Annotated in this window: 15 protein-coding genes, 1 pseudogene and 1 riboswitch; of the genes and pseudogenes, 3 read left to right on the forward strand and 13 right to left on the reverse strand. The window is 46.2% G+C overall.

From position 1 onward, the window contains the following. Window positions 1-474: 474 nt before the first annotated feature. The 3 genes and pseudogenes from HMPREF1254_RS11640 to HMPREF1254_RS03510 form a co-directional block, all read left to right on the forward strand. Window positions 475-618 (forward strand): annotated as a pseudogene (locus HMPREF1254_RS11640) (aminopeptidase); the annotation flags it as partial. Between the two features lie 293 nt (window positions 619-911). Then, on the forward strand, window positions 912-2,648 hold the full coding sequence (gene recJ / locus HMPREF1254_RS03505; RefSeq protein WP_023057287.1) for a single-stranded-DNA-specific exonuclease RecJ: 1,737 nt from the start codon (window positions 912-914) through the stop codon (window positions 2,646-2,648). Window positions 2,649-2,652: 4 nt separating this feature from the next. After that, window positions 2,653-4,563 (forward strand): RecQ family ATP-dependent DNA helicase, encoded by a 1,911-nt coding sequence (locus HMPREF1254_RS03510; RefSeq protein ID WP_023057289.1) that lies wholly within the window; start codon window positions 2,653-2,655, stop codon window positions 4,561-4,563. Window positions 4,564-4,620: 57 nt separating this feature from the next. Here the strand turns inward: HMPREF1254_RS03510 and HMPREF1254_RS03515 are convergent, their stop codons facing one another. From HMPREF1254_RS03515 to HMPREF1254_RS12130, 13 genes are all read right to left on the reverse strand, one after another. Continuing rightward, the gene (locus HMPREF1254_RS03515; RefSeq protein ID WP_036890939.1) at window positions 4,621-5,343 is read right to left on the reverse strand and encodes an HAD family hydrolase; all 723 of its coding nucleotides are present in this window, start codon (window positions 5,341-5,343) and stop codon (window positions 4,621-4,623) included. Between the two features lie 14 nt (window positions 5,344-5,357). Continuing rightward, the gene (locus HMPREF1254_RS03520; protein ID WP_036880483.1) at window positions 5,358-6,290 is read right to left on the reverse strand and encodes a CDP-alcohol phosphatidyltransferase family protein; all 933 of its coding nucleotides are present in this window, start codon (window positions 6,288-6,290) and stop codon (window positions 5,358-5,360) included. After that, window positions 6,287-7,033, reverse strand: a complete 747-nt coding sequence (locus HMPREF1254_RS03525; RefSeq protein ID WP_023057274.1) for a hypothetical protein — start codon at window positions 7,031-7,033, stop codon at window positions 6,287-6,289. Before HMPREF1254_RS03525 ends, HMPREF1254_RS03520 begins: the two co-directional genes overlap by 4 nt. A gap of 41 nt (window positions 7,034-7,074) precedes the next feature. Further along, entirely contained in the window at window positions 7,075-7,824 is a 750-nt protein-coding gene (locus HMPREF1254_RS03530) for a sugar phosphate nucleotidyltransferase (RefSeq protein WP_023057277.1), read from the reverse strand. Window positions 7,825-8,059: 235 nt separating this feature from the next. Beyond that, a complete protein-coding gene (locus tag HMPREF1254_RS03535; RefSeq protein ID WP_023057286.1) occupies window positions 8,060-8,764 on the reverse strand; it encodes a GIN domain-containing protein in 705 nt (234 codons plus the stop codon). A 203-nt stretch (window positions 8,765-8,967) separates the two neighbouring features. Then, window positions 8,968-11,376 carry a glycoside hydrolase family 20 protein gene (locus HMPREF1254_RS03540; RefSeq protein WP_036890938.1) on the reverse strand — a complete coding sequence of 803 codons (2,409 nt, stop codon included), beginning with the start codon at window positions 11,374-11,376 and terminating at the stop codon, window positions 8,968-8,970. Window positions 11,377-11,946: 570 nt separating this feature from the next. Next, window positions 11,947-12,543, reverse strand: a complete 597-nt coding sequence (locus tag HMPREF1254_RS03545; RefSeq protein ID WP_023057284.1) for a lipocalin-like protein — start codon at window positions 12,541-12,543, stop codon at window positions 11,947-11,949. A gap of 250 nt (window positions 12,544-12,793) precedes the next feature. Beyond that, entirely contained in the window at window positions 12,794-13,930 is a 1,137-nt protein-coding gene (locus HMPREF1254_RS03550) for a YncE family protein (RefSeq protein ID WP_023057281.1), read from the reverse strand. Window positions 13,931-13,943: 13 nt separating this feature from the next. Next, the gene (locus HMPREF1254_RS03555; protein WP_023057278.1) at window positions 13,944-15,923 is read right to left on the reverse strand and encodes a TonB-dependent receptor plug domain-containing protein; all 1,980 of its coding nucleotides are present in this window, start codon (window positions 15,921-15,923) and stop codon (window positions 13,944-13,946) included. A gap of 50 nt (window positions 15,924-15,973) precedes the next feature. Next, window positions 15,974-16,160: riboswitch (cobalamin riboswitch) on the reverse strand. A gap of 450 nt (window positions 16,161-16,610) precedes the next feature. Next, the gene (locus HMPREF1254_RS03565; RefSeq protein WP_023057280.1) at window positions 16,611-18,965 is read right to left on the reverse strand and encodes a C10 family peptidase; all 2,355 of its coding nucleotides are present in this window, start codon (window positions 18,963-18,965) and stop codon (window positions 16,611-16,613) included. Between the two features lie 273 nt (window positions 18,966-19,238). Beyond that, entirely contained in the window at window positions 19,239-20,156 is a 918-nt protein-coding gene (locus HMPREF1254_RS03570) for an IS982 family transposase (protein WP_023057283.1), read from the reverse strand. 233 nt (window positions 20,157-20,389) lie between these two features. After that, complete coding sequence (locus tag HMPREF1254_RS11445; protein WP_023057282.1) at window positions 20,390-21,994, reverse strand: putative lipoprotein; 1,605 nt, start codon at window positions 21,992-21,994, stop codon at window positions 20,390-20,392. Between the two features lie 46 nt (window positions 21,995-22,040). Continuing rightward, the gene (locus HMPREF1254_RS12130; protein WP_023057279.1) at window positions 22,041-22,211 is read right to left on the reverse strand and encodes a hypothetical protein; all 171 of its coding nucleotides are present in this window, start codon (window positions 22,209-22,211) and stop codon (window positions 22,041-22,043) included. Window positions 22,212-22,449: the final 238 nt, after the last annotated feature.

Consider the following 22,449-nt stretch of genomic DNA (forward strand, 5'->3'; position numbering starts at 1 on the left):
AGAGAGAGAGAGAGTACAAAATTATTTGGAACTACCAAATAATTTGCGTTAAAAGAAAGAAGAAAATTGTTCTTTCTTTGAAACACCCCTTGCATCAAAGAATATTTGGTACAATAGGGTAAGTAGCTATGTGAAAAAAATGTTTTCAATCTCTATAGTGTTTCATTTTCTGCAAAGATTGCGCAAGCCGAAGACAGAGAAAGTTTACTTTCTTTGTTGAGGCGAAGCCTATCTTCTGCAAAGATTGCGCAAGCCGAAGACAGAGATAGTTTGTTTTCTTTGTTGAGGCGAACTCAATCTTCAGCAAATATAATATATCTTTTCGTATTTTACAACTTTATAAAAGAAAAAATAACTTATCGACCTATTTTTCCAACCAGACATGGACAGTCAACCAATTTCTTCAATAAAAACATGAAGCGAAAAACACAAAGCAGGAAAGTTTCATGGAAGAAGAACGCGCATTACAGGACACTTTTTAAGAACTCTTGGGGCGAAAGTGGCAAGTACAAAGGTATTTGGTACATGACCAAGGCTTTCGTTGCTTAAAAGACCATGGACTTCATGGTGAACAAGAATGCTGTGCCAAAAGACATCCGCAAGAAGATTAACTTGTAAAAGGATGGGGCTGAAAGCCACCACCCTACATAGCATTTACAGACCGCTTACCCGCCGTGGGTAAGCGGTCATTTTTTGCAGGACACTCTAAGAGCACATGATGAGTTGAAATCTGGGTATCAAACAGTTTTGAATTTGAATGCATCGTGACAAAAAAATATTTGAGAGAAAAGCAATGGAATATGACAAATATTTTGTATCTTTACACGCAAAATAGCTTACAAATCCCATGAAATTCACACCCGCATCCATTCTATGCGGACACGGTAAGACAAAATAAAAAAACAATATAAATGCATTTCAAATGGAATTATGTACCACCTACATCAGAAGAAACAAAGGCAGCCAATGAGTTAGGAGAAAAACTGAATATCAGTCCCCTTCTCGCTCAATTGCTCATCCGTCGTGACATCACTACGGAGTCTGCCGCCAAGCGATTCTTTCGCCCACAACTGGCAGATCTCATCAACCCATTTCTTATGAAAGACATGGACTTGGCCGTAGACAGATTGAACGACGCCATGGGGCGCAAAGAGCGCATTATGGTGTATGGTGATTACGATGTGGATGGCTGTACAGCCGTCGCATTGGTGTATAAGTTCCTGCAGCAATTCTATTCCAACATTGATTATTACATCCCCGATCGTTACGATGAGGGCTACGGTGTAAGCAAAAAGGGAATAGACCATGCACAGGAAACGGGTGTTAAACTGATTATTATTCTGGATTGTGGCATCAAGGCAATTGACGAAATCGCATACGCCAAAAGCCTTGGAATTGATTTCATCATCTGTGACCATCACGTCCCTGACGAAGTGATGCCTCCCGCTGTGGCCATCTTAAACCCAAAGCGACCAGACGACAGCTATCCTTTCAAGCATCTGTCGGGATGTGGAGTGGGCTTTAAGTTCATGCAAGCCTTTGCCAAGAACAACAGCATTCCTTTCTCACGGCTCATCCCGCTGCTCGATTTCTGCGCAGTGAGCATCTCGGCCGACATCGTACCCGTGACAGACGAGAACAGGATACTGGCGTTTCATGGTCTGAAACAACTGAACCAGAACCCAAGTGTGGGTTTGAAGGCCATCATAGACATTTGCAACCTCAATGGAAGGGACATCTCCATGAGTGACATCGTGTTCAAAATTGGGCCACGCATCAATGCTTCGGGACGCATGGAGAATGGCAAGGAGAGCGTGGACCTCTTGGTTGAGAAGGACTTTGCCAGTGCACTGAGACAGGCAAAGCACATCGATGAATACAACGAACAGCGCAAAGACATCGACAAACAGATGACTGAAGAGGCCAACCAGATAGTCGCTAAGCTGGAAAGCCAAAAGCATCATTCGTCCATCGTGCTGTATGATGAGAACTGGAAGAAAGGTGTCATCGGCATCGTGGCCTCACGGTTGACCGAGATTTACTTTCGTCCAACGGTGGTGTTGACACGTGATGGCGAGTTTGCCACAGGTTCTGCGCGCAGCGTGACGGGCTTTGACGTCTATTCGGCCATCAAGAGTTGCCGAGATTTGCTCGTCAATTTCGGCGGACACACCTACGCCGCCGGCTTGACCTTGCGATGGGATGACATCAAGAAATTCAGAGAACGGTTTCAGAAATATGTGGATCTACACATTGAACCCGAACAAACTGAGCCTATTTTAGACATCGATGCCATCATCGATTTCAAAGACATCACCAAGCGATTGCATGCTGACTTGAAAAAATTCTCACCCTTTGGGCCGGGTAATTCCAAACCTCTGTTCTGTACACTCGGTGTGTACGACTATGGAACCAGTAAGGTGGTAGGGCGCGAACAAGAGCACATCAAGCTTGAGTTGGTTGATTCGAAGTCGAGTAACATCGTCAATGGTATTGCCTTCGGACAGAGTGCGTCGGCCCGATACATCAAGTCAAAGCGCAGTTTTGACATCGCCTACACGCTTGAGGACAACGTGTTCAAGCGCAATGCCATGCAATTGCAAATAGAAGACATACGTCCTACCGAAGAAGAGGAGCAGGAATTCTGACGACATGCAGGCCGAAGATAAATACCTGAACATACTGCACCAATACTGGGGGTATGCTGATTTTCGTGGCATACAACGTGACATCATCGAAAGTATCGGGCAGCAAAAAGACACACTGGGGCTGATGCCGACCGGAGGAGGCAAGTCTATTACCTTCCAAGTGCCGGCCCTGGCACAGGAAGGCGTGTGCATCGTGGTGACTCCGCTCATCGCCTTGATGAAAGACCAGGTGCAACATCTTCGGGAAAAAGGCATACAGGCCACAGCCATCTATTCAGGAATGAGCCAACGGGAGATTACCACGGCGCTGGATAATTGCATCTTCGGGGGAGTTAAGTTGTTGTATATCTCGCCCGAACGCATCGGTTCAGAACTGTTTTTGATGAAGTTGCGCCGCATGAACGTCAGCTTCATCACTATTGACGAGGCTCACTGCATCAGTCAGTGGGGCTATGATTTCCGACCAGCATACCTTCAAATAGCGGACATCCGCAAGGAAAAGCCCGACACTCCCCTATTGGCTTTGACTGCAACAGCCACTCCGAAGGTCATTGTGGACATCCAAGAAAAGCTCGAGTTCAAGGAGAAGAATGCTTTCCACATGAGCTTTGAGCGCAAAAACCTGACGTATGTGGTACGCAATGCGCAGGACAAGAATGAAGAACTCGTTCACATTCTCAACTCAGTGCGTGGCTGTGCCATCGTTTATGTGCGAAGCAGGAAGCGCACCAGGGAGATTGCAGAGATGCTGAACGCTAATAATATTCCTGCAACCTTTTATCATGCGGGGCTTGAACCCGCCGTAAAAGACGAACGACAGACAGCTTGGCAAAGCGATGTGGTGCGTGTCATCGTAGCCACGAATGCCTTCGGAATGGGCATCGACAAGCCAGACGTGCGCATCGTAGTGCACATGGACTGCCCCGACTCGCTGGAAGCTTATTTCCAAGAGGCGGGTCGTGCAGGGCGAGATGGCAACCGTTCCTATGCTGTTTTGCTCTACAATGGTGGCGATGAACGCAAATTGGACAAGCGAATAGTGGACAACTTCCCTGAAAAGGAGTATATCAAGAATGTCTATCAGAGTCTGGCTTTCTATTATGAGATAGGCATCCACAGCGGCAAAGGACACACGTTCACCTTTGATATCGGCAAATTTTGCTCTATATACAAGTACTTTCCCGTGCCTGTCAATTCGGCCTTACATCTGTTGGCACGCGCTGGTTATCTCGTTTATGAAACCGATCCCGATTCCAGCGCACGTCTGATGTTCCTCATTGGACGAAATGAGCTGTACAAATTGGAGCATCTCACACCTTATGAAGAGAAACTCCTCACGGCTCTTTTGCGCAACTACGGCGGATTATTCACCGATTATGTTTACATCGATGAGGGCCTTTTAGCCCAACAAACCGAACTGACGAGAGAGCAAGTGTATCTGCTGTTGCGCGGAATGACGCAGCGACGTATCGTTCATTTCATTCCACAACGCAAGATGCCGTTCATCACTTACACCCGTGACCGCGAGGAGATTGACCGGCTTATCATTCCCGTTGAGGTGTACGAGCAAAGGAAAGAAGAATACACCAAGCGCGTCCGGTCGGTCATCAACTATGCCAAGAATGACGAAGTGTGTAGAAGCAGACAGCTTTTACGCTATTTTGGAGAGACCGATGTGCAGGACTGTATGCGCTGTGACGTATGTCTGGAACATTATACAGACCAGACTTCGGAAAAAAAAATAAAGCCCGCCCAAGACCAAATCAAGCATTTTTTGAACGACGGGGAGAAGCATCACCTGACAGAACTCCATCGACTGTCCATTGCAAGACGCCAATTAGACGAAGCTTTGGAAATGCTCATCGCCGAAGAAGAAGTAACGATTGAAGGGAGTTACATCTTCTTACAACCGTAAATAATCCTCACCTAAACCTGTAATAAACAAGAATCTACCTTTTATTAAAAAGACATATTAGATTTTCAATAAATCCTGAAAATCAGATAATATATAGGTGGGAAGCGTTTCATCATACTGCTTGTCCGTCCATCCTTCACCTTTCAACCAAGCAGTTTGGCAGCCAATTGCAGAGGCGGGTTCTATGTCTTTGTAGTAACTGTCACCAACTGCAAGAACGTTAGCGGCTGGCATTTGCAAAACATCCAATGCCATTTTGAACATTCGGGCATCCGGTTTTCGGATGTTGACCACAGCTGATTCGATGACATCTTCAAACAATTTGTCAAGCTCAAACTCCTTCAAAACTTGCCTCATGTTACCATAAAAGTTGGTAACCATAACAAGCGGATATTGTTGGTGTAGCTTCTCAAGAACGATTCTGTTACGGTAAATGATGGTTGAGACATGCTCATACACACGATTTGTCAGTTGCTCGTGCATCCGTTTCAGTTCGTTCTCATCCGCATCCCACGCACCAAGGATGCACAACTGCTCCAACTCGAGCCGCAACTTGACATCGATCGTCTTCTTGAGAGAATAATCTGCCCGAATCAACGGATTTTTTTCGAGCGTGCGTTCACCATGGACATAAGCGTCACGAAAAGCATCTTCCGTCACTAGCATCCCCTCCTGTTGGTAAGAACGCCACAACATCTTGCCCCAATGCTGGCCGTTTGTATCGATGGTTCCACCAAAATCAAGAATCAATCCCTTGATGTCAGATGTATTTTTTTTCATAATTTTCTCCATGGTTAAATGTGTTTTGGTTGTTTTGCGGGGTCGCTCAAAAGCCGTTTACACAAGGTTTCGTGGCGATTGTGCATATAAATGTAAAGCGTATGGAGAACCACTATCTCGAAGAAAAAGTACACCCATGGACAGTTGAGCAGACAGGTAACATATAAACAAATAGCGCGTGTATTGAACGTCAGTATGTTGGCATAGGGCATGAGCGGTCGGCTTCCTGTCACGAATCGTTGCTTCACATCCTCGTGAGGATGGCTGAGATAAGATTGAAAGAATCGTTGAAACGCCGGTGTGCGCCGCTCTTGTCCGCGACAATAGTTGGCATAGTTGGCGTAAAACAGTTTTTTCAGCCATTCATTCTTTGCCAATGACTTATAAATGTCGTATTGCTGCTTCGATTGATCCAACTCACTCCCCTCTTTACCCTTCAAAAAATAAAGATGAATCTGCCGGTAATAATCGCCCAAGGAGCTTTGCTGTGAATGGCACAAGATACCTGCAACGGCCGCCAAGGCCCAACTTCCCATGCCCCAGTGGATATCGGTGAACGGCATTGGTTGATGCTGCAGCCGCATGGCAATGGCCACATAGATGCCTAAAAACCACAACTGACTGGCGAAGCCATCAAGCATGCGCCCGATGAATGTATGCTGGTGAGTGAGACGAGCCAACTGACCGTCGGTGCTATCGCAAAGATTGGCCAAGATCAGCAGCATCACACCACACAGATTGTGACACAGGTCAATAAAATAAAAACAATAAGCTGCTCCTGCTCCAAGAAAGATAGAGAGGATGGTGACGGCGTTGGGATGCACGCCAAGTCGTTTCCACATCAAGGCAAAAACCAAACCCACTGGCCGAGTGAAGTGAACGTCAAGCCACTCTTCCGTATCTTTCGACTTCATGGAAGCCTTCAAAAGTTCTTGAAACCTACTCATACTTCCTTTAAAAGTTGTGCAATGGCCCGAGCCGCTTCCTCCCTACAAGGAGCGAAACTGGGCCAGTCGTTAAAATCAATGATGCTGAGATGACCATCTTCACTCACGATACAATCACCGCCAAAGACATCAATACCGATAATATCAGCCAATCGACAGGCATGGCGGTGCAGCTCTTTCGCATCAAAAGTGTACCCCTGTTCGGAGGCACGAAGGCGATACCATCTGAAGAAGTCATGGCCGACGCAGTAGAATTTCACCAAGACGCCTTCAACATTCGCACTCTCCACGCAAGTTAGAATACCGCGTTTCTCCCATTCATCCTTCTGCTTTCTCAACTCATCTTCGTCTTGACAAAACACCACATCGCCATCTCTTTGTGCCAAAGCGTCACCACGTTTGAGCCAATAGCCATGCTCGCCTTTCTCAGGAGGCATGGGAACATGGTGCGTTCGCATCAACTTCACGATTTTCTTCCGCTCACATGCTTCCACTGCCTTGGGCGTATTCATCACCAAAGCGCCCGCTGCAGCTCGTTTTCGCAAGAACTCCAATGTCTTTGGCAAACGTCCCATCGACAAATAAACGTCGGCCTTGTGCTCATCTGTGAGTTGAGTTTCGTCAATCATGGGAATGTCACCGCCCAGACATTGGATGACAGAAGCAAGAATCTCGCGGTCTTTTTGTTCTGCGTCCAGTGAATATCTCACGTCACGACGGATAGCAATGATTTTATTTTTCATATCGTTGGATGAAGGCACTGCGGGCCTTCTATTATTCTGTTTTAAGGAGTTTGGCTCAACTTCGACGCTGGATTTCGCAGGAACTCCTCTGCCTTTGCGATGTCCGTGGCATGATCAATGTCCATCACCGGCCCCATATCATAGGCCATTACCTTTAATTGTTCTTCAATCAATGCTCGCTGAAAGTTGCGCATGCGATGCTCGCCACGCTCAATACAGTGAGCCAAGGTGTCCAACACACGAGGGTGAAGACCATAAATACCACCAGAGATGAAGGTGCGATGACCAGGGTTTTGATCATGAAAGCCCAAAACATTGTACGCAGCGTCAGTTTCCACATAGAGTGGTTTCTCATCATCCACATACCTAGTCACACCCATCAATGCATCAACACCATGATTGACAGAATGTTTAAAAGTACGAATGTAATCGGTGAAAGCTTGTTCCAAGAAAACCGTGTCTACCGTTGTAAGGCAGAAAGGCGAATCCTTGAGCCATGGACTCATGGCGTACAAACTGTGCATTGAGCTGGGTGTACGCTTCATCAGTAGGCGTAAGGGAACTCGAACGCCCTGCAAACCATCTGCCTTGAGGTCGCACAAATGAGCATATACATCAGGCATGGCTTCGTTGCAGATAACGATGATTTCTTCTGCTTCATGCTCCATGAAGATTTGTATCAAGCGGTCTATCAACGATTCACCATGCACTTTTACCAGCGGCTTAGGAACATCAATCCCCTCTTTGCTCAAACGTGAGCCATCACCCGCAGCTATCACAGCATATTTCATTCGTATCTGTTTTATCCATTTGTCAACAAAGGCTGGTCAATATCTTGCTGCACATTGGCACAATGACCCCTCAAGAGCCTTTATAGATACAAAGATAAAACATATTTTTGAAATAAGGAAGTGGCATTTCAAATATTCCTTTCAATGTCGTGAAGCCGCGATGCATTCGACAGCAACAGCCCCACAACACCAAAAAGATTGACATCACCCCAAGACGCTCGCTTTTATTCCAGGTCTAATGTTTGGAAAGAATCTGCAAATCGTCTGTGTTGATAGAGCCCGTTCCCCTCACCTTGTGTCTGAAATGCCTAACCGTTCCCGACAGTTCGATGTCGCCTACCCCTTCGAGTTCACATTGCGCCCAGTCACATTTTGCCAGATGAGCCTTGACATCTCCTACTCCTTTGAGCTTAAACGAGGCTTTAGACGCAATCACTTGTTCGAGTTCGATGTCGCCTGCCCCTTTCATTTCCACATTCACCTCATCGCAAATCAGGTCTTTTATCTCAACATCACCAGCCCCTTCCAATCGAATTGTCAAGGTATCTGTATCCAGATGTTGATCGATATTGAAATCACCAGCGCCTCGCATCAACACCGATATAAGGTCGGGGGAAGTGAGATAGATATCCACGTCATCGCAGGAACGCAGGTTATTCCATCCATTATTTCGTGTATGTTGGATGGTCAATTCCGTTCCATCACTGGTAGTCTTGATGTGCTTGATTACATTTTCAGGCCCTACAATCTTGACACTCACAGAATCGGCTTGCACAAAATGCACTTCACAAGCTGTTTCTAACTTGATGCGTTTGAACGGTTGCACCTTCACGTTCTTTGTTATTTTCTTTCCACCATCCTTCTTTTTAACGATGTTCACGCACGATGCGAATGTCACTACGCAGACCACAGCACATGCCAACCAAAGTATTTTCTTCATACCATTTACTATTTAGAGGATTACATGACCTACCAACGGAGGCCAATTACTAACTGTTTATAGGACGATGGCACAGCCGTAAAAGTTGCATCGGGCATAACTTTTATCCGTCATCAACTGCATTCATCTGGACATGTCATATCCTCTTCATCGAAAAAAGTTCATCATGACCATGCACGATGAACTCTTTCCATACCGTTTTTCTAATCAACCGTTATCTCGTCTACGAACAAAAAACCAGCATTGCCCTTGCCGTAGTGCCATTGAGGTATACTCTGTTCAGACAACACCTTGATGCGTAGATACCGTGCCCTAACGTTTTCAAGCGTTATCTTCTGCGTGTTTACACTGGGTGGCACAACGTGCGGAAGCGATTGTTTAGTATCCGCAAACACCTCCTTGAAATGCTCTCCATCGTCAGACACCAACAAGGAAACGCCTCGATCGGGGAATATCCAGTTGGATTGTTCGGTAAGTGTGCGTACCGATACACTCTTAATGGGCATCCTGCGTTGCAGATCGATGATGATGTCCATATCGTTTCCCACGAATCCTACCCAACGTCCAGAGTGAAACGAAGTGTTACCCAGCAATCCATTCACCAACTCTTGTGGACTGTTTCCTTGATAAGCATGGTTGGGTGGCGTGCAAAAACGAATGGGTTTCATCATGGCTTTATGAACAATGATTTGCTCCTTGGTCACATCACTGTGCAGACTATCGCTATAAGCTATGGCTTTAATGGTAGCAGATCGCTTGAGACAAAACGGCTTTTTGTACGGTTTGCTTTGCTCATTTGGCTCACTTCCATCAGTGGTATAATAGATTTTCGCCTTCCCCGGTGCACTGAGAGCCACCTCCATGGCTTGCCCTTTGGGCGATGGTGTCAGCACCGTGTTCACCGTGAAATAATGTTCAGCATATCGATAGCCGCAAGTTGTGTAGAGTTGCAGCATGTGAGGCAACCGCTGTAAGAAGCTGCCATAATCCTTCTCCTGCTCGCTCGACCACTGCACCTCGCACGCTGCTGCCAATCGTGGCAACATCATATATTCTACATGCGATAGCGTTTTTATCTGTTCGGTCCACAGATTGGCTTGCACACCAATGATATGCTTTGCCTGTTGTGGCGTCAGCGACGTAGGAACAGGCTGGAAAGCATACACCTTCTCAATGGGCAGATAGGCATTGAAAGCCACAGGTTCGTTGGCTCTGTCTTCGGTTTGGTAATAATCGAAATACATGTTCGAGGTAGGACACATAATGGCATCGTGTCCCAAGCGAGCAGCCTCTTCAGCTCCTTGAATGCCTCGCCACGACAACACCGTTGCGTTAGGTGCTACACCACCTTCCAAAATCTCGTCCCAGCCACACACTTTTCGCCCATGCTGGGTGATAAAATTCGCCATTTCGGTCATAAAGTAGCTTTGCAAACGCTGCTCTTTGGTATGTTGTGCATCGGTAACAAGTCCCAAACTTTGAATCTTAGCCTGACATTTGGCGCAGTTTTGCCACGACTTCTTCGGGCACTCGTCGCCTCCAATGTTGATATACGGACCGGGAAAGAGCTGCATCACCTCAGCAATCACGTCTTTGGCAAACTGCAAAGTGCTGTCGTTGCCGGCGCAAAGCACCTCCTCTGCAATGCCCCACTCCGTGCGTACGCTGTACGGACCGCCCGTACAGCCCAGCTCCGGATAGGCTGCCAATGCTGCCACCATGTGTCCTGGCATATCTATCTCGGGTACAATGTTGATGTGACGCTCGGTAGCATACTGCACTATCTCCTTGATTTGTTGCTGCGTGTAATAACCTCCATGGGGTTTGCCATCCTTCTTGTCCGTGTGTCCGATAGCCGTTTCGTGTCGGAATGCAGCTTTTTGGGTCAGCAACGGATATTTTTTTATCTCAATACGCCAACCCTGATCATCGGTCAAATGCCAATGAAAATTATTGATGTTGTGCAAGGCAAGCATGTCGATAAAGGTCTTGACAGCTTCTACCCCAAAGAAATGGCGTGCCACATCGAGCATGGCACCCCGATAAGCATATTGCGGATAATCTATTATCTCGCCTGCTGGAAACACTATCCCTGACGAATAAGGCAGCAAATTCTTCTGTTCTGTTGATGAACAGCACTTCTTGCTTTTTCCCTCCTCTTTCTCACATCTTCCCTTATTCATATTACACTTCAAGGGAATTGCCTTTCGCAAGGTTTGTATACCATAAAAAGTGCCAGCGGCAGACGCCCCCTGAATGGTTATTTTTTCTGCAGAAACGCGCATGCTGTACGCCTCTTTGTTGGGATGTGGCAGTCCCGTACACAACTCGATGTTGTGTGCATCGGTGGCACTGGTCGCCACTTTGAGTTGCAAGCCCGTGAGTTCAAAGATGTAAGATGCCAGCAATTCGGCATCTTTCTTCAGCACACTGTCACATGCTGGGTACACAATTCGGGTTTGAGGGGTCAGCACAAAGCCCTTACTCTTCACCATGTTGATTTGTCGTGGCAAAGGAATCACACTGTAGTTTGCCATGTTTGGCGCACATTGTGCATATCCCATGACTGCAAGCAACCACAGGCATACGCTCATCAAGATTGTTTTCTTCATATCGAAAGATTGTTCAAGTTTAATATTCTACAAAGATTGCGCAAGCCGAACACAGAGAAAGTTTACTTTCTATGTTGAGGTGCAGCCTATCTTCTACAAAGATAGTGCAAGCCGAAGACAGAGAAAGTTTACTTTCTATGTTGAGGCGAAGCCAATCTTCTACAAAGATAGTGCAAGCCGAAGACATAGAAAGTTTACTTTCTATGTTAAGGCGAAGCCAATCTTCTACAAAGATAGTGCAAGCCGAAGACAGAGAAAGTTTACTTTCTATGTTAAGGCGAAGCCAATCTTCTACAAAGATAGCCAAAATAATTGACCGATGGGTCGTCCATGCTAACTTTTACAGCATTCATGCATGAAGACGTCAAAGCTGCGACCTGAAAAATGCCACCCCGATGTGTTACAACCGAGGTGGCATGTCGCGTCTATGAAGCTCACAGACTATAGGGCGGTTCTGTAAATCAGCTTTGCAAAGTTGATTTATAGAACCGCCCTGAAAAGAAAACAGCCTTTTCCCAGACGTTTCATGTCTGAGAAAAGACCATTCTGTACAAGCGACGAACGATACCGTCAGCTTATTCTCTTCACTTTGAGACGTGCTGACTGTACATCAAACTTTTCTGTCAATTTATAGTCTTTCATCATACTCTCTACAAACATGGACGCGTCAAGCATGCAAGAGTTTTGCTCCATGGAGAGTATTTTCATGGACATGGCGCCGTCCGTAGACGTTATGGTAAGCACGCCATCCTTGACATCGTATGTGGGTTTATCATCATTTGCGTTCCAACGCTTCTGATCATATTCATAAGACGTCATTTTTTTGTCGGCGTCAAACTGTAGCCTTTGAACGGGAAATTCGTCCGCAGAAACGTTAAAGCCGAGCCCCTTTAGCGTTTTCGCATCAAATTCCTGACCGTTCACGAAAATCTTAGATCCGTTAACGGCATTAAGTTTCACCTCTAAGTTGAATTTCGCAGGCGTATTCTTGTCGGCGAGGGTGAAGGTAACATTCTCCATCTCCCATGTGCCAACAATGTTTTTAGCGTAATCGATTGTCGCGGGCTTGTCATTACCGTCGTCACTCTTACTGCATCCCGTGAAGGCAATCGCAGCCGTCAAGAACAAGGACAGTGAAAAATACTTCAAAATGTTCATTTTGTTCATCGTAATGTTTTTTATGATTTATATGGTTTGCAAAAATAAGCATTTTCTTTTTCATCTTCTTAAAGATAAACAAACATTAACATTCCCAAAAACATCCTCACATTTGATTTCAAGCGGACGTAAGGGTACGTCTGCGCCGGCAAAACGCACAAAACGTAAAAAGACTTACACATAAAAAACTTTACGGTGGTAACTTATAGAACCGCCCTTTATAGAACCACCCTATAGTGTATACGATGCAGCGTTCAGCTTACTGCATCACGTTATGATGGTCAAAAACAATGGCACCTGGACCAACGCCGGTGGGTAATGTTTTGAGCAACACACCCGACTCATCATAGATATTCACATAGCCCGGTGTGCTATAATCAACAAAGCCTGTGTCTGGACTCTTCTTGTAAGACGTAATGTACACATAACCCGAAACGGGATCAACCGCTATTGCAGCCGGACTGTCTACCCCTTCTTTGATAAACGTACTGGTCTTACCCGTATGCATGTCGTACACCTGGTATGTAACAGGTGTAGCCGGTTTGGTGTACGGAGCATTGATGGTGTATATGCGGTGTGGCTTACCACTCACGCTCATGACGGCCATCATGGTGGCATCGACAACCTTTTTAGCCTTTCCATACATGAACCGAATGACGCCGGCACCTTGCTGAGTGCCTGTCGTCTCGTCATACTTACCGGAGTCAAGAACTAACAAACCTTTGGAAACAGCCTTGATGCCCGAGGGGTTGACAACCAGCGGATCGTTGATGGATGTCACGGTGCCGTTGGTCAGATTGATTTCAGATAAGTTGCCTTTTCCTCTTCCCCAGTCAGAATTAGCCACATACAACTTATTACCACGCACGGTGATTCCTTCGGGATAAGACCCTACCTGGTATTTCTTTTTCAAGCTCAATGATACGGTATCGATGGCTGCCACATAGCCGCCAAACGTGGTTACATACACACATCCATCGGCACTTGCCAAATGGCGGGGGTAACATCCTTCCTTACTACCCAGCAGGTCGGTAATCTTGACTTGCTTCACCGACTTCATGGTGTTCTTGTCTACCACTTCTACCGTGCCTTCTGCAGATACCGCAATGTACATGCGGCTGCCATAAATAATGGCATCATTGGGCGTCATGCCCAGCTTTCGGCCGTTGGCAAGCTCAAAGAAGTTTTGGGTTGCGTTCCAGTTCTTGGTGGAAATGCCCGTGATGCTGCCGGAAATCTTGGCATACTCGTTACCTTGATTAATGACATAAATGCCTGTGGTTTTCATCTTCATGGGAGTAGAACCAGGCGTTACATCCTCTTCATCGTCACTACATGACGTGAACATGGCCATGCCCATCAACAACACGGCAAAACTTAATAAATACTTTTTCATCTTCATTGTTTTTTTAAAATTGATAATTCATTGTTATTTGATATTGGATACCGGGCATCGGATAGCCGGCCACAATCTCGTATTGTCGGTTAAAAATATTCTTGACATCAGCCCTTACGACCAAAGAATGGCGCCACACCTTGAACGTTCGGGCAGCCATGACGCCCCATTCCATGTAGCCTCCAATCTTGCTCTGGTCATGGTGTTCGTTGTTGCTCCAGTTACTGCTCACGCCCGAGGCATGCACGGTAAGGTTAACCCAAGGATTCTCATAGGCCAACGACATACTGCCAGAGTGCAGGGGCATATAGGCTATTTGGTTGTTATAGTAAGGAGACGTTTTCAGTGTTCGGTTGGCTGCACGCTGAAAGCCATAACTGCCCGTGTACCGCAACACATGTTGCGGCACCAACTGACAAGCCGCACGAAACATGGCATCCAGCCCAAGGATGCGCACCTTACCTACATTGATATTGCTCCACACAAACATATTGTACGGCACAGCCACGATCTTGTCTTTCACATGGTTGAGATAACCGTCGAGTGAGGCCTCTATCCGCCAAGGCGACTGGTCATGCAGGAAGGTGAGTCCAATATTCAACTGATCGGTCAACTCGGGTTTTAAATCCTTGCTGCCATAATGGTAGAAGTAGTTTTCATTGAACGTCGGAACCCTGAAGATGTTTTTATACGAGGCGCGCAGATACATGGCAGGCTGGTGGAGCAACTGATACGACAGAGAAACAGAGGGTGACAAGCGGCGCATGTCATCGGATCCGTCACCTTTGCGGGCCCCATTGAAGTAAAGCGACCCCAACAAGCGGGCCAACACCTTGAAACGCTGTTGACGATAAGTGGCCGACAGCGTTTGCAACAGTGCCTGGCGATAGGGTTTCACATCATACAATCGAGAGCTGTTGAGGTTGTTGAAGATATAATCAACAGAATAATCGAAAGCCCATTGGCGGCTCGGAGCATACAAGACACATGCCGAGGTGTAGGCCTCGCGCTGCCAGTAATGCCCATCAACCACGCCATCCGGATAGTTGCCATTGCGATAGTTTGACGATGACCAATTGAACTTTCCCAACCACTTGAACGACCACTTGGGAAGGCTGGTGACCACATACTGCGCCTGCGCAAAGAAGTTTTGCGTGTGCAACGTCTCATCACTCTCGTTGGTATAATACCTCACTATGCCGGGCAACTGCTGGCGGTTGTCGTAATAATACACCTTCGCCTTCAACTCATGATGGGATACCGGAAGCCACGACGCATTCAGCTCAGCATGACCAGTATTCATCCTACTGTTAGTGCGACGCTCACGAGTTACCACTGAAACGTTACGCAAGGTGAACGGATAGTCGTTCTCCGCATACACATACTCACCCAGGGCCGAGAGTGCCATGCGGGAAGACAGTTTCTGCTCGTACCGAACAAACGGACCCACATAGCCAAACGAGCCGACACGCAACTGTGACGTGACGTGCGGCGCAGCATCGTCAAATAGCATGGAGCGTGTTTCCAGCAACAACAATGAGGGTACGCTGGCATTGCGCGCAGGAATGAAAAGCTGGTCGTTATCGCCTACCAGCAACGACAGGCTGCCCAGATTATCCAACGAATAGCGTGAGAGGTCTATCTCGCCATTCTGACTATTGTTCAATAAGATGCCATCGTAGCTCACCCCCGTGTGCTGTGTACCGAAGCCACGCACCGACACCGTCTTCATGCCACCCGCTCCACCGTAATCGCGCAAGGTAATCCCCGGTAAACGGTGCAAGGCGTCGGCCATGTCGGTGACGCCCATGGACAGCATGTCGCTGCGACCAAGCGTATGAAGCGGAGCCGTACTCTGTACAGAGCGATGGCTGCGCAGGCGGGATACGACAACGGTATCCAACACATGAACCTGGTCACGAATCGAATCGTTCTGCGAAAAACCAGACAGGACACACACGCACAACACGAATGTGATGACACACCTTGGCATGAAACAGTTTTACAATTAAATCTCATCTATTCGTCTTCCTCGAGCCCGAATAGGAACATGTTGCAACGGCAGGTCTTCTGACTTACAACCCATCATGCAAACGCCTTCCCGAAAAACTGTCAGTGGCCTTGTGTTCGCATGCGCTTAATGTTGCTCACAGCAGCGGGACTGTTCAGGACTTTCACCCGATTCCCTTTTCATCTGATTCATTCAGAACCAATTGCTGCTGCAAAGATACGGCTTTTTACCCAAGAGGCCGAACTTTTATACCGAAAGTTGCAACATAAACAAGGCTCCAATCGCTGGGAAAAGGCGGTGAAGCCCACGGCTCTTTCATTGAAAGGCAATGTGTTGAACAACGAATGTAACAAACGTAACGAATGAAGTAAACAAAACAAAGAACGCCAGCGTTCATTGAATTGCCAACAATGTAAATTCGCTTCGTTCATTAGAATGCAGGCGTTCTTGTGCTGTTTTGATAAAGAAAAAATAATCGTCAATATACCGTGGATTCTGTTGATGAAGATTTCTCTGCACATTTAAGATGATAGAGACGTAACGTGTGTGGAGATGTTTTTAGAACTGCCGTCCATGCAACGACATGCAACAGCCCATTCAACTCCGAAAAGGCCACGAGAATGTTTCTGTGCCTTGTCGAAAAGATGAATGGGCTGATGAGGATGGTTGTTATCGCTTAACTACTTTCTTGCCACCGATGATGTAGATGCCCTTTGGCAGCGACTCAAGCTGTTGTTCGCCTTTGCCTACCACTACACCTTGCAGGTTGTATATGAGTGCCGGCTCGTGGCTGACGTGCGGAACAGCGATTGCCGTAGGTGCGTCTTTTGCCATGTAGAACGGTGTCTTGAGAATGCGCTCCCATTTAGGTACGTATTTCATCCCACCTTGGATGACGTCTTCTTGTTTCTCAACCTTGTAGCCATACGCGTAAATGGCATATTGCGCCCCGGCGACAACGTTGTCTATCGAGAACGGTATTTCCTTCTTGCTGTTGGCGGGAATGATGTCTGCCAGCGAGAGTTTGTTTTCAAGGTAAGCCGCGTCCGTATCGCCTTTCTTGCAACGCAGTTCAATGTCGAATCCACCGCAGTAGTCAGCGCTCTCGCTGTTGGTCACAATGAGTTTCCCCTTCATGGCGGGAGCTTTGAAAGCGTTTTCCTCACTTTGCTCGATTTTCACCTCAACCGAAGGAATGTTTTTCGACTTAGGTTCAGTAATGGTAATGTTTCCTCTGGAGCTGATAGTGGCGCCCGACTTGCATTCGAAGGAGTAGTCGAACTCTCCAGCCACCTTTGGATACAGCTCAAACACCACGTCTGTTGTCTGTCCTGCAGGCAGGAAGGTGGTGGTAGAAGCTACATAGTCATACTTGAAAAGCATGTCGAAGGTGTCATACAGCTCGTCGCCCTTGTTCTCTATGGTGAGGGTTACGGACAGTGGGCGTCCCGCCTCCTTGCCGCCTTTCACGTCCACTTTCTTCACCTCCAGAACAGGCTTGGCAGTGGAGGTCTTCAGTTCCGTGTCGGTAATCTCTATCTCCTGCGCCATTTCTCCAATGCCGCCGCAGGCTTTCCATTCGCTTTCGCCTTGTAAGCGGTAAACGGGCAGCACGGTGTACTTTCCGTTGGCGAGGGTGTGCGGTATGTTGAAGTTCGCCTCGTTCCTTTGTATCTTGCCGTCGGTCTTGAAAGTTGAGCTGAACAGCTTGACGGTGTTTATCAATCTACCTCCCTGCCAAAAGCCTATACCGCAATCGGCATCAAAGGATTCGCCGTAATTGTTCACGCATTTCATGGTGATATCAAAATCCGTGAAGTCATCGCTATTGGTCGAGCGACTTTGATCTTGTAGGGGCGTCATCTCCTTGACGTCAACAACTTTTGGAAATACCTCAGCACCTTCGCTTGGTCTGAATCCGATGATAGCTCCTTGCTCGCGCGTGAAGACACTGGGCAGTTGCTTAAATCCATATTCGCGTGGCGAAAGAACCGACAGGCGATAGTAGCCGTTGAATTGACCTCCCCAGCCCCAGTTGATGTGAAAGTAGTCGCCTTCCTTGTAGCCATCGCATACAAAGGCGTGACCATAGTTGTACACCACGTCATCGGCAAAGTAATATACGGGTCGTTTGGCTTTCAGCTCATCGTATATCAGGTTGCACCATTCCTCACTGGTATAGCGGTCTCTGAAGACACGGTGCATGCCCTTAGAGTAGCCGAACATTCGGGTAAGGAACAATATCACGTTGTAGGAATCGGCGCCCGAATCATCAGCGGTATAATCCATGCTCACCGCCTGTCCCACATACCTCATCAGCTTAGCCACTGCGTCTTGCTGCTGCTGGGTGGTGGAAATGCGGTACGAAGGCAGAATGTCGTTCCACTCGAAGGTGCTCTCGGCAAGCTCGGGCACTTGCAGATGAGCCGACGGAGCCTTGTAGGCAGACAAGGCGGGAGCCTTCTTTGGATACTGGTAATAGCCCATGATTTGGGCTGCCGCCGTGGCAACGCATCCCGTGACACAGTGCTTGTCTTTGTGCATGGGCGTTTGCTGGTTGTAGGGACCATACTGGCTCCATGTAGTTTTCAGTAACGGCTCGATGGGCTGCAGCGTTCTGTTGGCGCGAGTAGTGGCTGGCTTTGTGGTGGCAGGCATGTTGTTCAGCATGCTCACCTCCTGTCGGTATTGTGCCAAGAGCATCTTGAGCGATGCCGGACATTGCTGCTCGTCGTACGTTCCCTCTTCTGCATAACCTAACACGTCAACCGTGCGGTCGTCAGCAGAGGCGATGACGAAGCCCTGTCCCTTGCCTACGTTGAAAATGTAGTAGGCATCGGTGCTTGCCACCTCGTTGAGCGAGGGTGCGGCTTGTGAAGCTCGTGTAGCGACTTGGGAGTTAGTACTTGCATGGCTCTTGATAAAAGCCAATGCAGCTTGTCGGGCTTGTTGTCTGCCCACAGGGGCGGCAAAAGCCAAGGTGGTTGCGCATAGCAACGCTAAAGGTGTAAAAATTTTCCTCATATTTAATTAATTAGTATAAAAAGTGGTCTTTTTATTATCTGTCGCTTAAATATGGGTATTCGTAAAATGTCTTTGTGACTGCAAAGGTATAATAAAAAAAACAAGTGCTGCTAATGTTTTTTAGAATTTGTAGTGTGTAACGTAATACCCCTGTTCGGGTTAAGCCGTCTATATTTTGATAAGTTAGGAGCATTATTCCTTGTTAGAATCATGTGCACGATAATACATCCCACTCTATCATGAATGGGATATGATTTAGATAAAAAATGTTGCTTAAAACAACGCCAACTGTTTAGTGTCTTCTATGCAATATCCCTGGAGAGCTTCTGGCTTGTTTTCAAAGAAGCAGTATGCCCCCAAGGCAGATACAAGATTCATGATAAAGTTTGTCACAGACCTATGGCGTGAATGTACAATTTGGGCAGTGTTTTTCAGAAGATCATTGATGGTTTCTATGATATATCTTTTGCGCAGCATCATTCTATCATAGAAAGGCATGAGTTTGTTTTTCATATTTACCCTGAGTCCCGTCACCAACTGAATACCATCTTCAAAAAGAAAGTCAAAAAGTTTTTGTGATATGTATCCTTTATCAGCGAACAGCTTGCCATACAAACGTTTGGCAAGAACCTTGAAAACCTTTGTGTCTTTGTCACTGACGTTTGCTCCAGTAAGAACGAAAGCTATGATTTCCCCTCTGTCATTACATGCCAGATGAAGCTTGAATCCGTGACACCAGCCCATTGTTCCTTTCCCATTTGTTGCAATGCCTTTGAACACCTTGTTGGCATAGCGTCTAAGATTGTGGCATACGGGAATCATTGTTGAGTCAACAAATGTAATACCTGTACATCTTCCAAATGCACGCAGATTAAGAAAGAACATAAGAGGGAAAAACACCCTACTTTCAAGTTCAACAAAACGGTTGTAAGAGACAGCGTTAGGGAAGTACGTCTTAAAAGTCCCCTTGATGAAGAATAGGTAATAGTGCTTGAAATTACGAAATGTTCCGAAATGGAAATACAATAAAATAGTCATGCTTTCGCTGTCGGACAAGGAAGCCTTACGCCTTCTACGCTTCGTGGTATCGTCACCCAAAAGCAGTTCCCCGCCATTTTCAGCTACAAAATGTTTGCAAAAATCATCTATAACATAGAATAATTCAGTAATTTTGTAATCGGTAGTCTGCATAAGTATATTTGTAACTGTTTGATTATTAACTATAAAGGTACAAAATATTTATGAGACTACCTTGTTCTTTTTTACTTTTTTTGCGTTCTCTTATCCCGAACTGAGGTCATTTTTTGTTTGTCGGGGCTCCCCGAAACACAATTTTCGCATGGGACGTGAACTTCTCCGCAATAGTTTTTGTTCTCAATTTTATTTTAACCATCTACTCATTCCGAATAAATGCAATTCCATAATCAGAAATGTACAAAAGGAAGTACTCCCCAATTTATGCGCTTACCATAACCATAATAATCGAATTGAACCTTACTTTTTCTGAAACACATATCTCCAACATTTCTAAGATCATACTCATTAGAACTCCAATAGTCGTGACCCATTGGGGAAAATCCTCCTGCTTGTTTAAAAATAGTGTCTATTCTGTTGCGCTTATCCTGGTCTGCTTTAGGATAGCCCCAATCCGTCAATTGAGAAAGAACCTTCATCTGATATAGTGTTTCTACAGCCAAGCGCCATTGTCCCATGCTGGGTAGAAACCATTTCCCCACATTTTTACCTGTTACGGGAACGTTTGGATGATAGTGCCCAGCAGCATAGAAAGCAGGGTAGATACTCGATTCAGCTTTTACCGTAACCCCATCTTTGCTCGTCGAAGGGTCCCATGTGTATTTGTAACCATTCATATCATTCATTACTGTTACGAAATCATTTCCCATAATGGCATTATCTTGCACACCACTCCTCGTTGACCACTTACCTGAAAGACGACTGGTCAATGCCATGGCAACTCCATCCTGCCCTACCAACTTGTCCTGAACCACCACCCCGATAGGGCGACGTGTACCCCTTTCAGCAAAGGTTCCCACAGTTCCATCATCATATAGGTAAAGTATCTTTTTTAGTTTTACATGTACCACATAGGAGCCATTGCGCGCAAGTTCATCAGCAAATGCAAGGGTAAGGCTCTTACCCGCAAGATTTTCTCCATAAACTCTTCCGCTTGTGAAAGTCAATTTCAACTTATTTCCCTTTACTCCAGGAAGTAGAAAATTATAATCTGTCAATGGTGTTGTATATGGTAGAGTATAACTTGAATTCACAGCTTCTGATGTAGCAGCAAAACTAGTACTTATGCCAGATAAAACACCACGGTTGACAGTCTCAACAACTCCTTTGGTATTTAACGTCAGACTTATGGGTTGATCACTGGTGGTTGATGTAAACTGCACTGCTACACCACTGCTTGCAGAAGTATAGGATGTAAGCTTATATCTTACACGTGCTCCCTGATGTTTCATTGTGAAATTTACTTTCCAGCCCTCCCCATGAATATTTTCCGTAGCAGTTCCAACAAGAGCATCGCTACCATTATTTACAATGAGGTTAGTTCCATTATCGATTACAGCATCATTATAACAGACAAATGTATAAGTTCCAGGAGAGAGTCTAAGATTAGTACCCGGGTCTTTAATAAACCCACCTGCAGTGACAGTACCACTTACCTTGCTATCTATTCCTGTCACCCTTTCACCAGAGCTATTCACTGCGTAAATTGTATAGTGCCCATCAGCAATAGGATTGACAGCACGCACTTGTGGCGACCAATCAACACCTATGGTTACCTCAGCTTGCAAGCCATCGCCCAAATCTACTGTATTCACACTCTCCAAAGGCACGGCCGCTCTGGTTGGCATCTCTGCACCGAAGTCCTCTGTAGTAAAAATAAAATGGTTGCCGCTTATCTCTATCTTATTATTCGCTTCTGCAACATCCTCATTATTGATGCAAGCGGTTAACATCACCGTTCCCAAAAAGCTTGCAAAAAAAATCGTTTTTTTCATATTTATCTTCTTAAATTTCATTTTATAACTCGCCACTAATAGACTGCTACAATTCAAACTCACCTCCATCTTTATCCTCGTCAGACTGCCATTCTTCCTCTGTCAATCCAGGAACCTTTGGAACTACACTGGTACAGAAGAAATGCTCATTCTGCACTTGTAACGTTTCACATTGAGGAGCTTCGTAAAGTTTCTTTCTAAATTCTTTCTTTTTCATTTTATTTTGTTTAAAGAATATAAATTGAGCTTATTTTGTTGTTTGCTAGTTTACAAAACGGCATAGGTTACTGCACAAGGGGAACTCGGCCGAGCCCTTTGTTTATGGGAGATACGGCGCGCCTCACGCGCGCGTATGCGAAAATGTTTTAGAGTTTGGTTATTGGCGTGGCGCCTATGAGAGAGAGAGAGAGAGAGAGAGTAGCAAATTATTTGGAACTACCAAATAAATCAACAAC

It is taken from the genome of Prevotella sp. BV3P1 (assembly GCF_000479005.1).
Lineage (GTDB): Bacteria > Bacteroidota > Bacteroidia > Bacteroidales > Bacteroidaceae > Prevotella.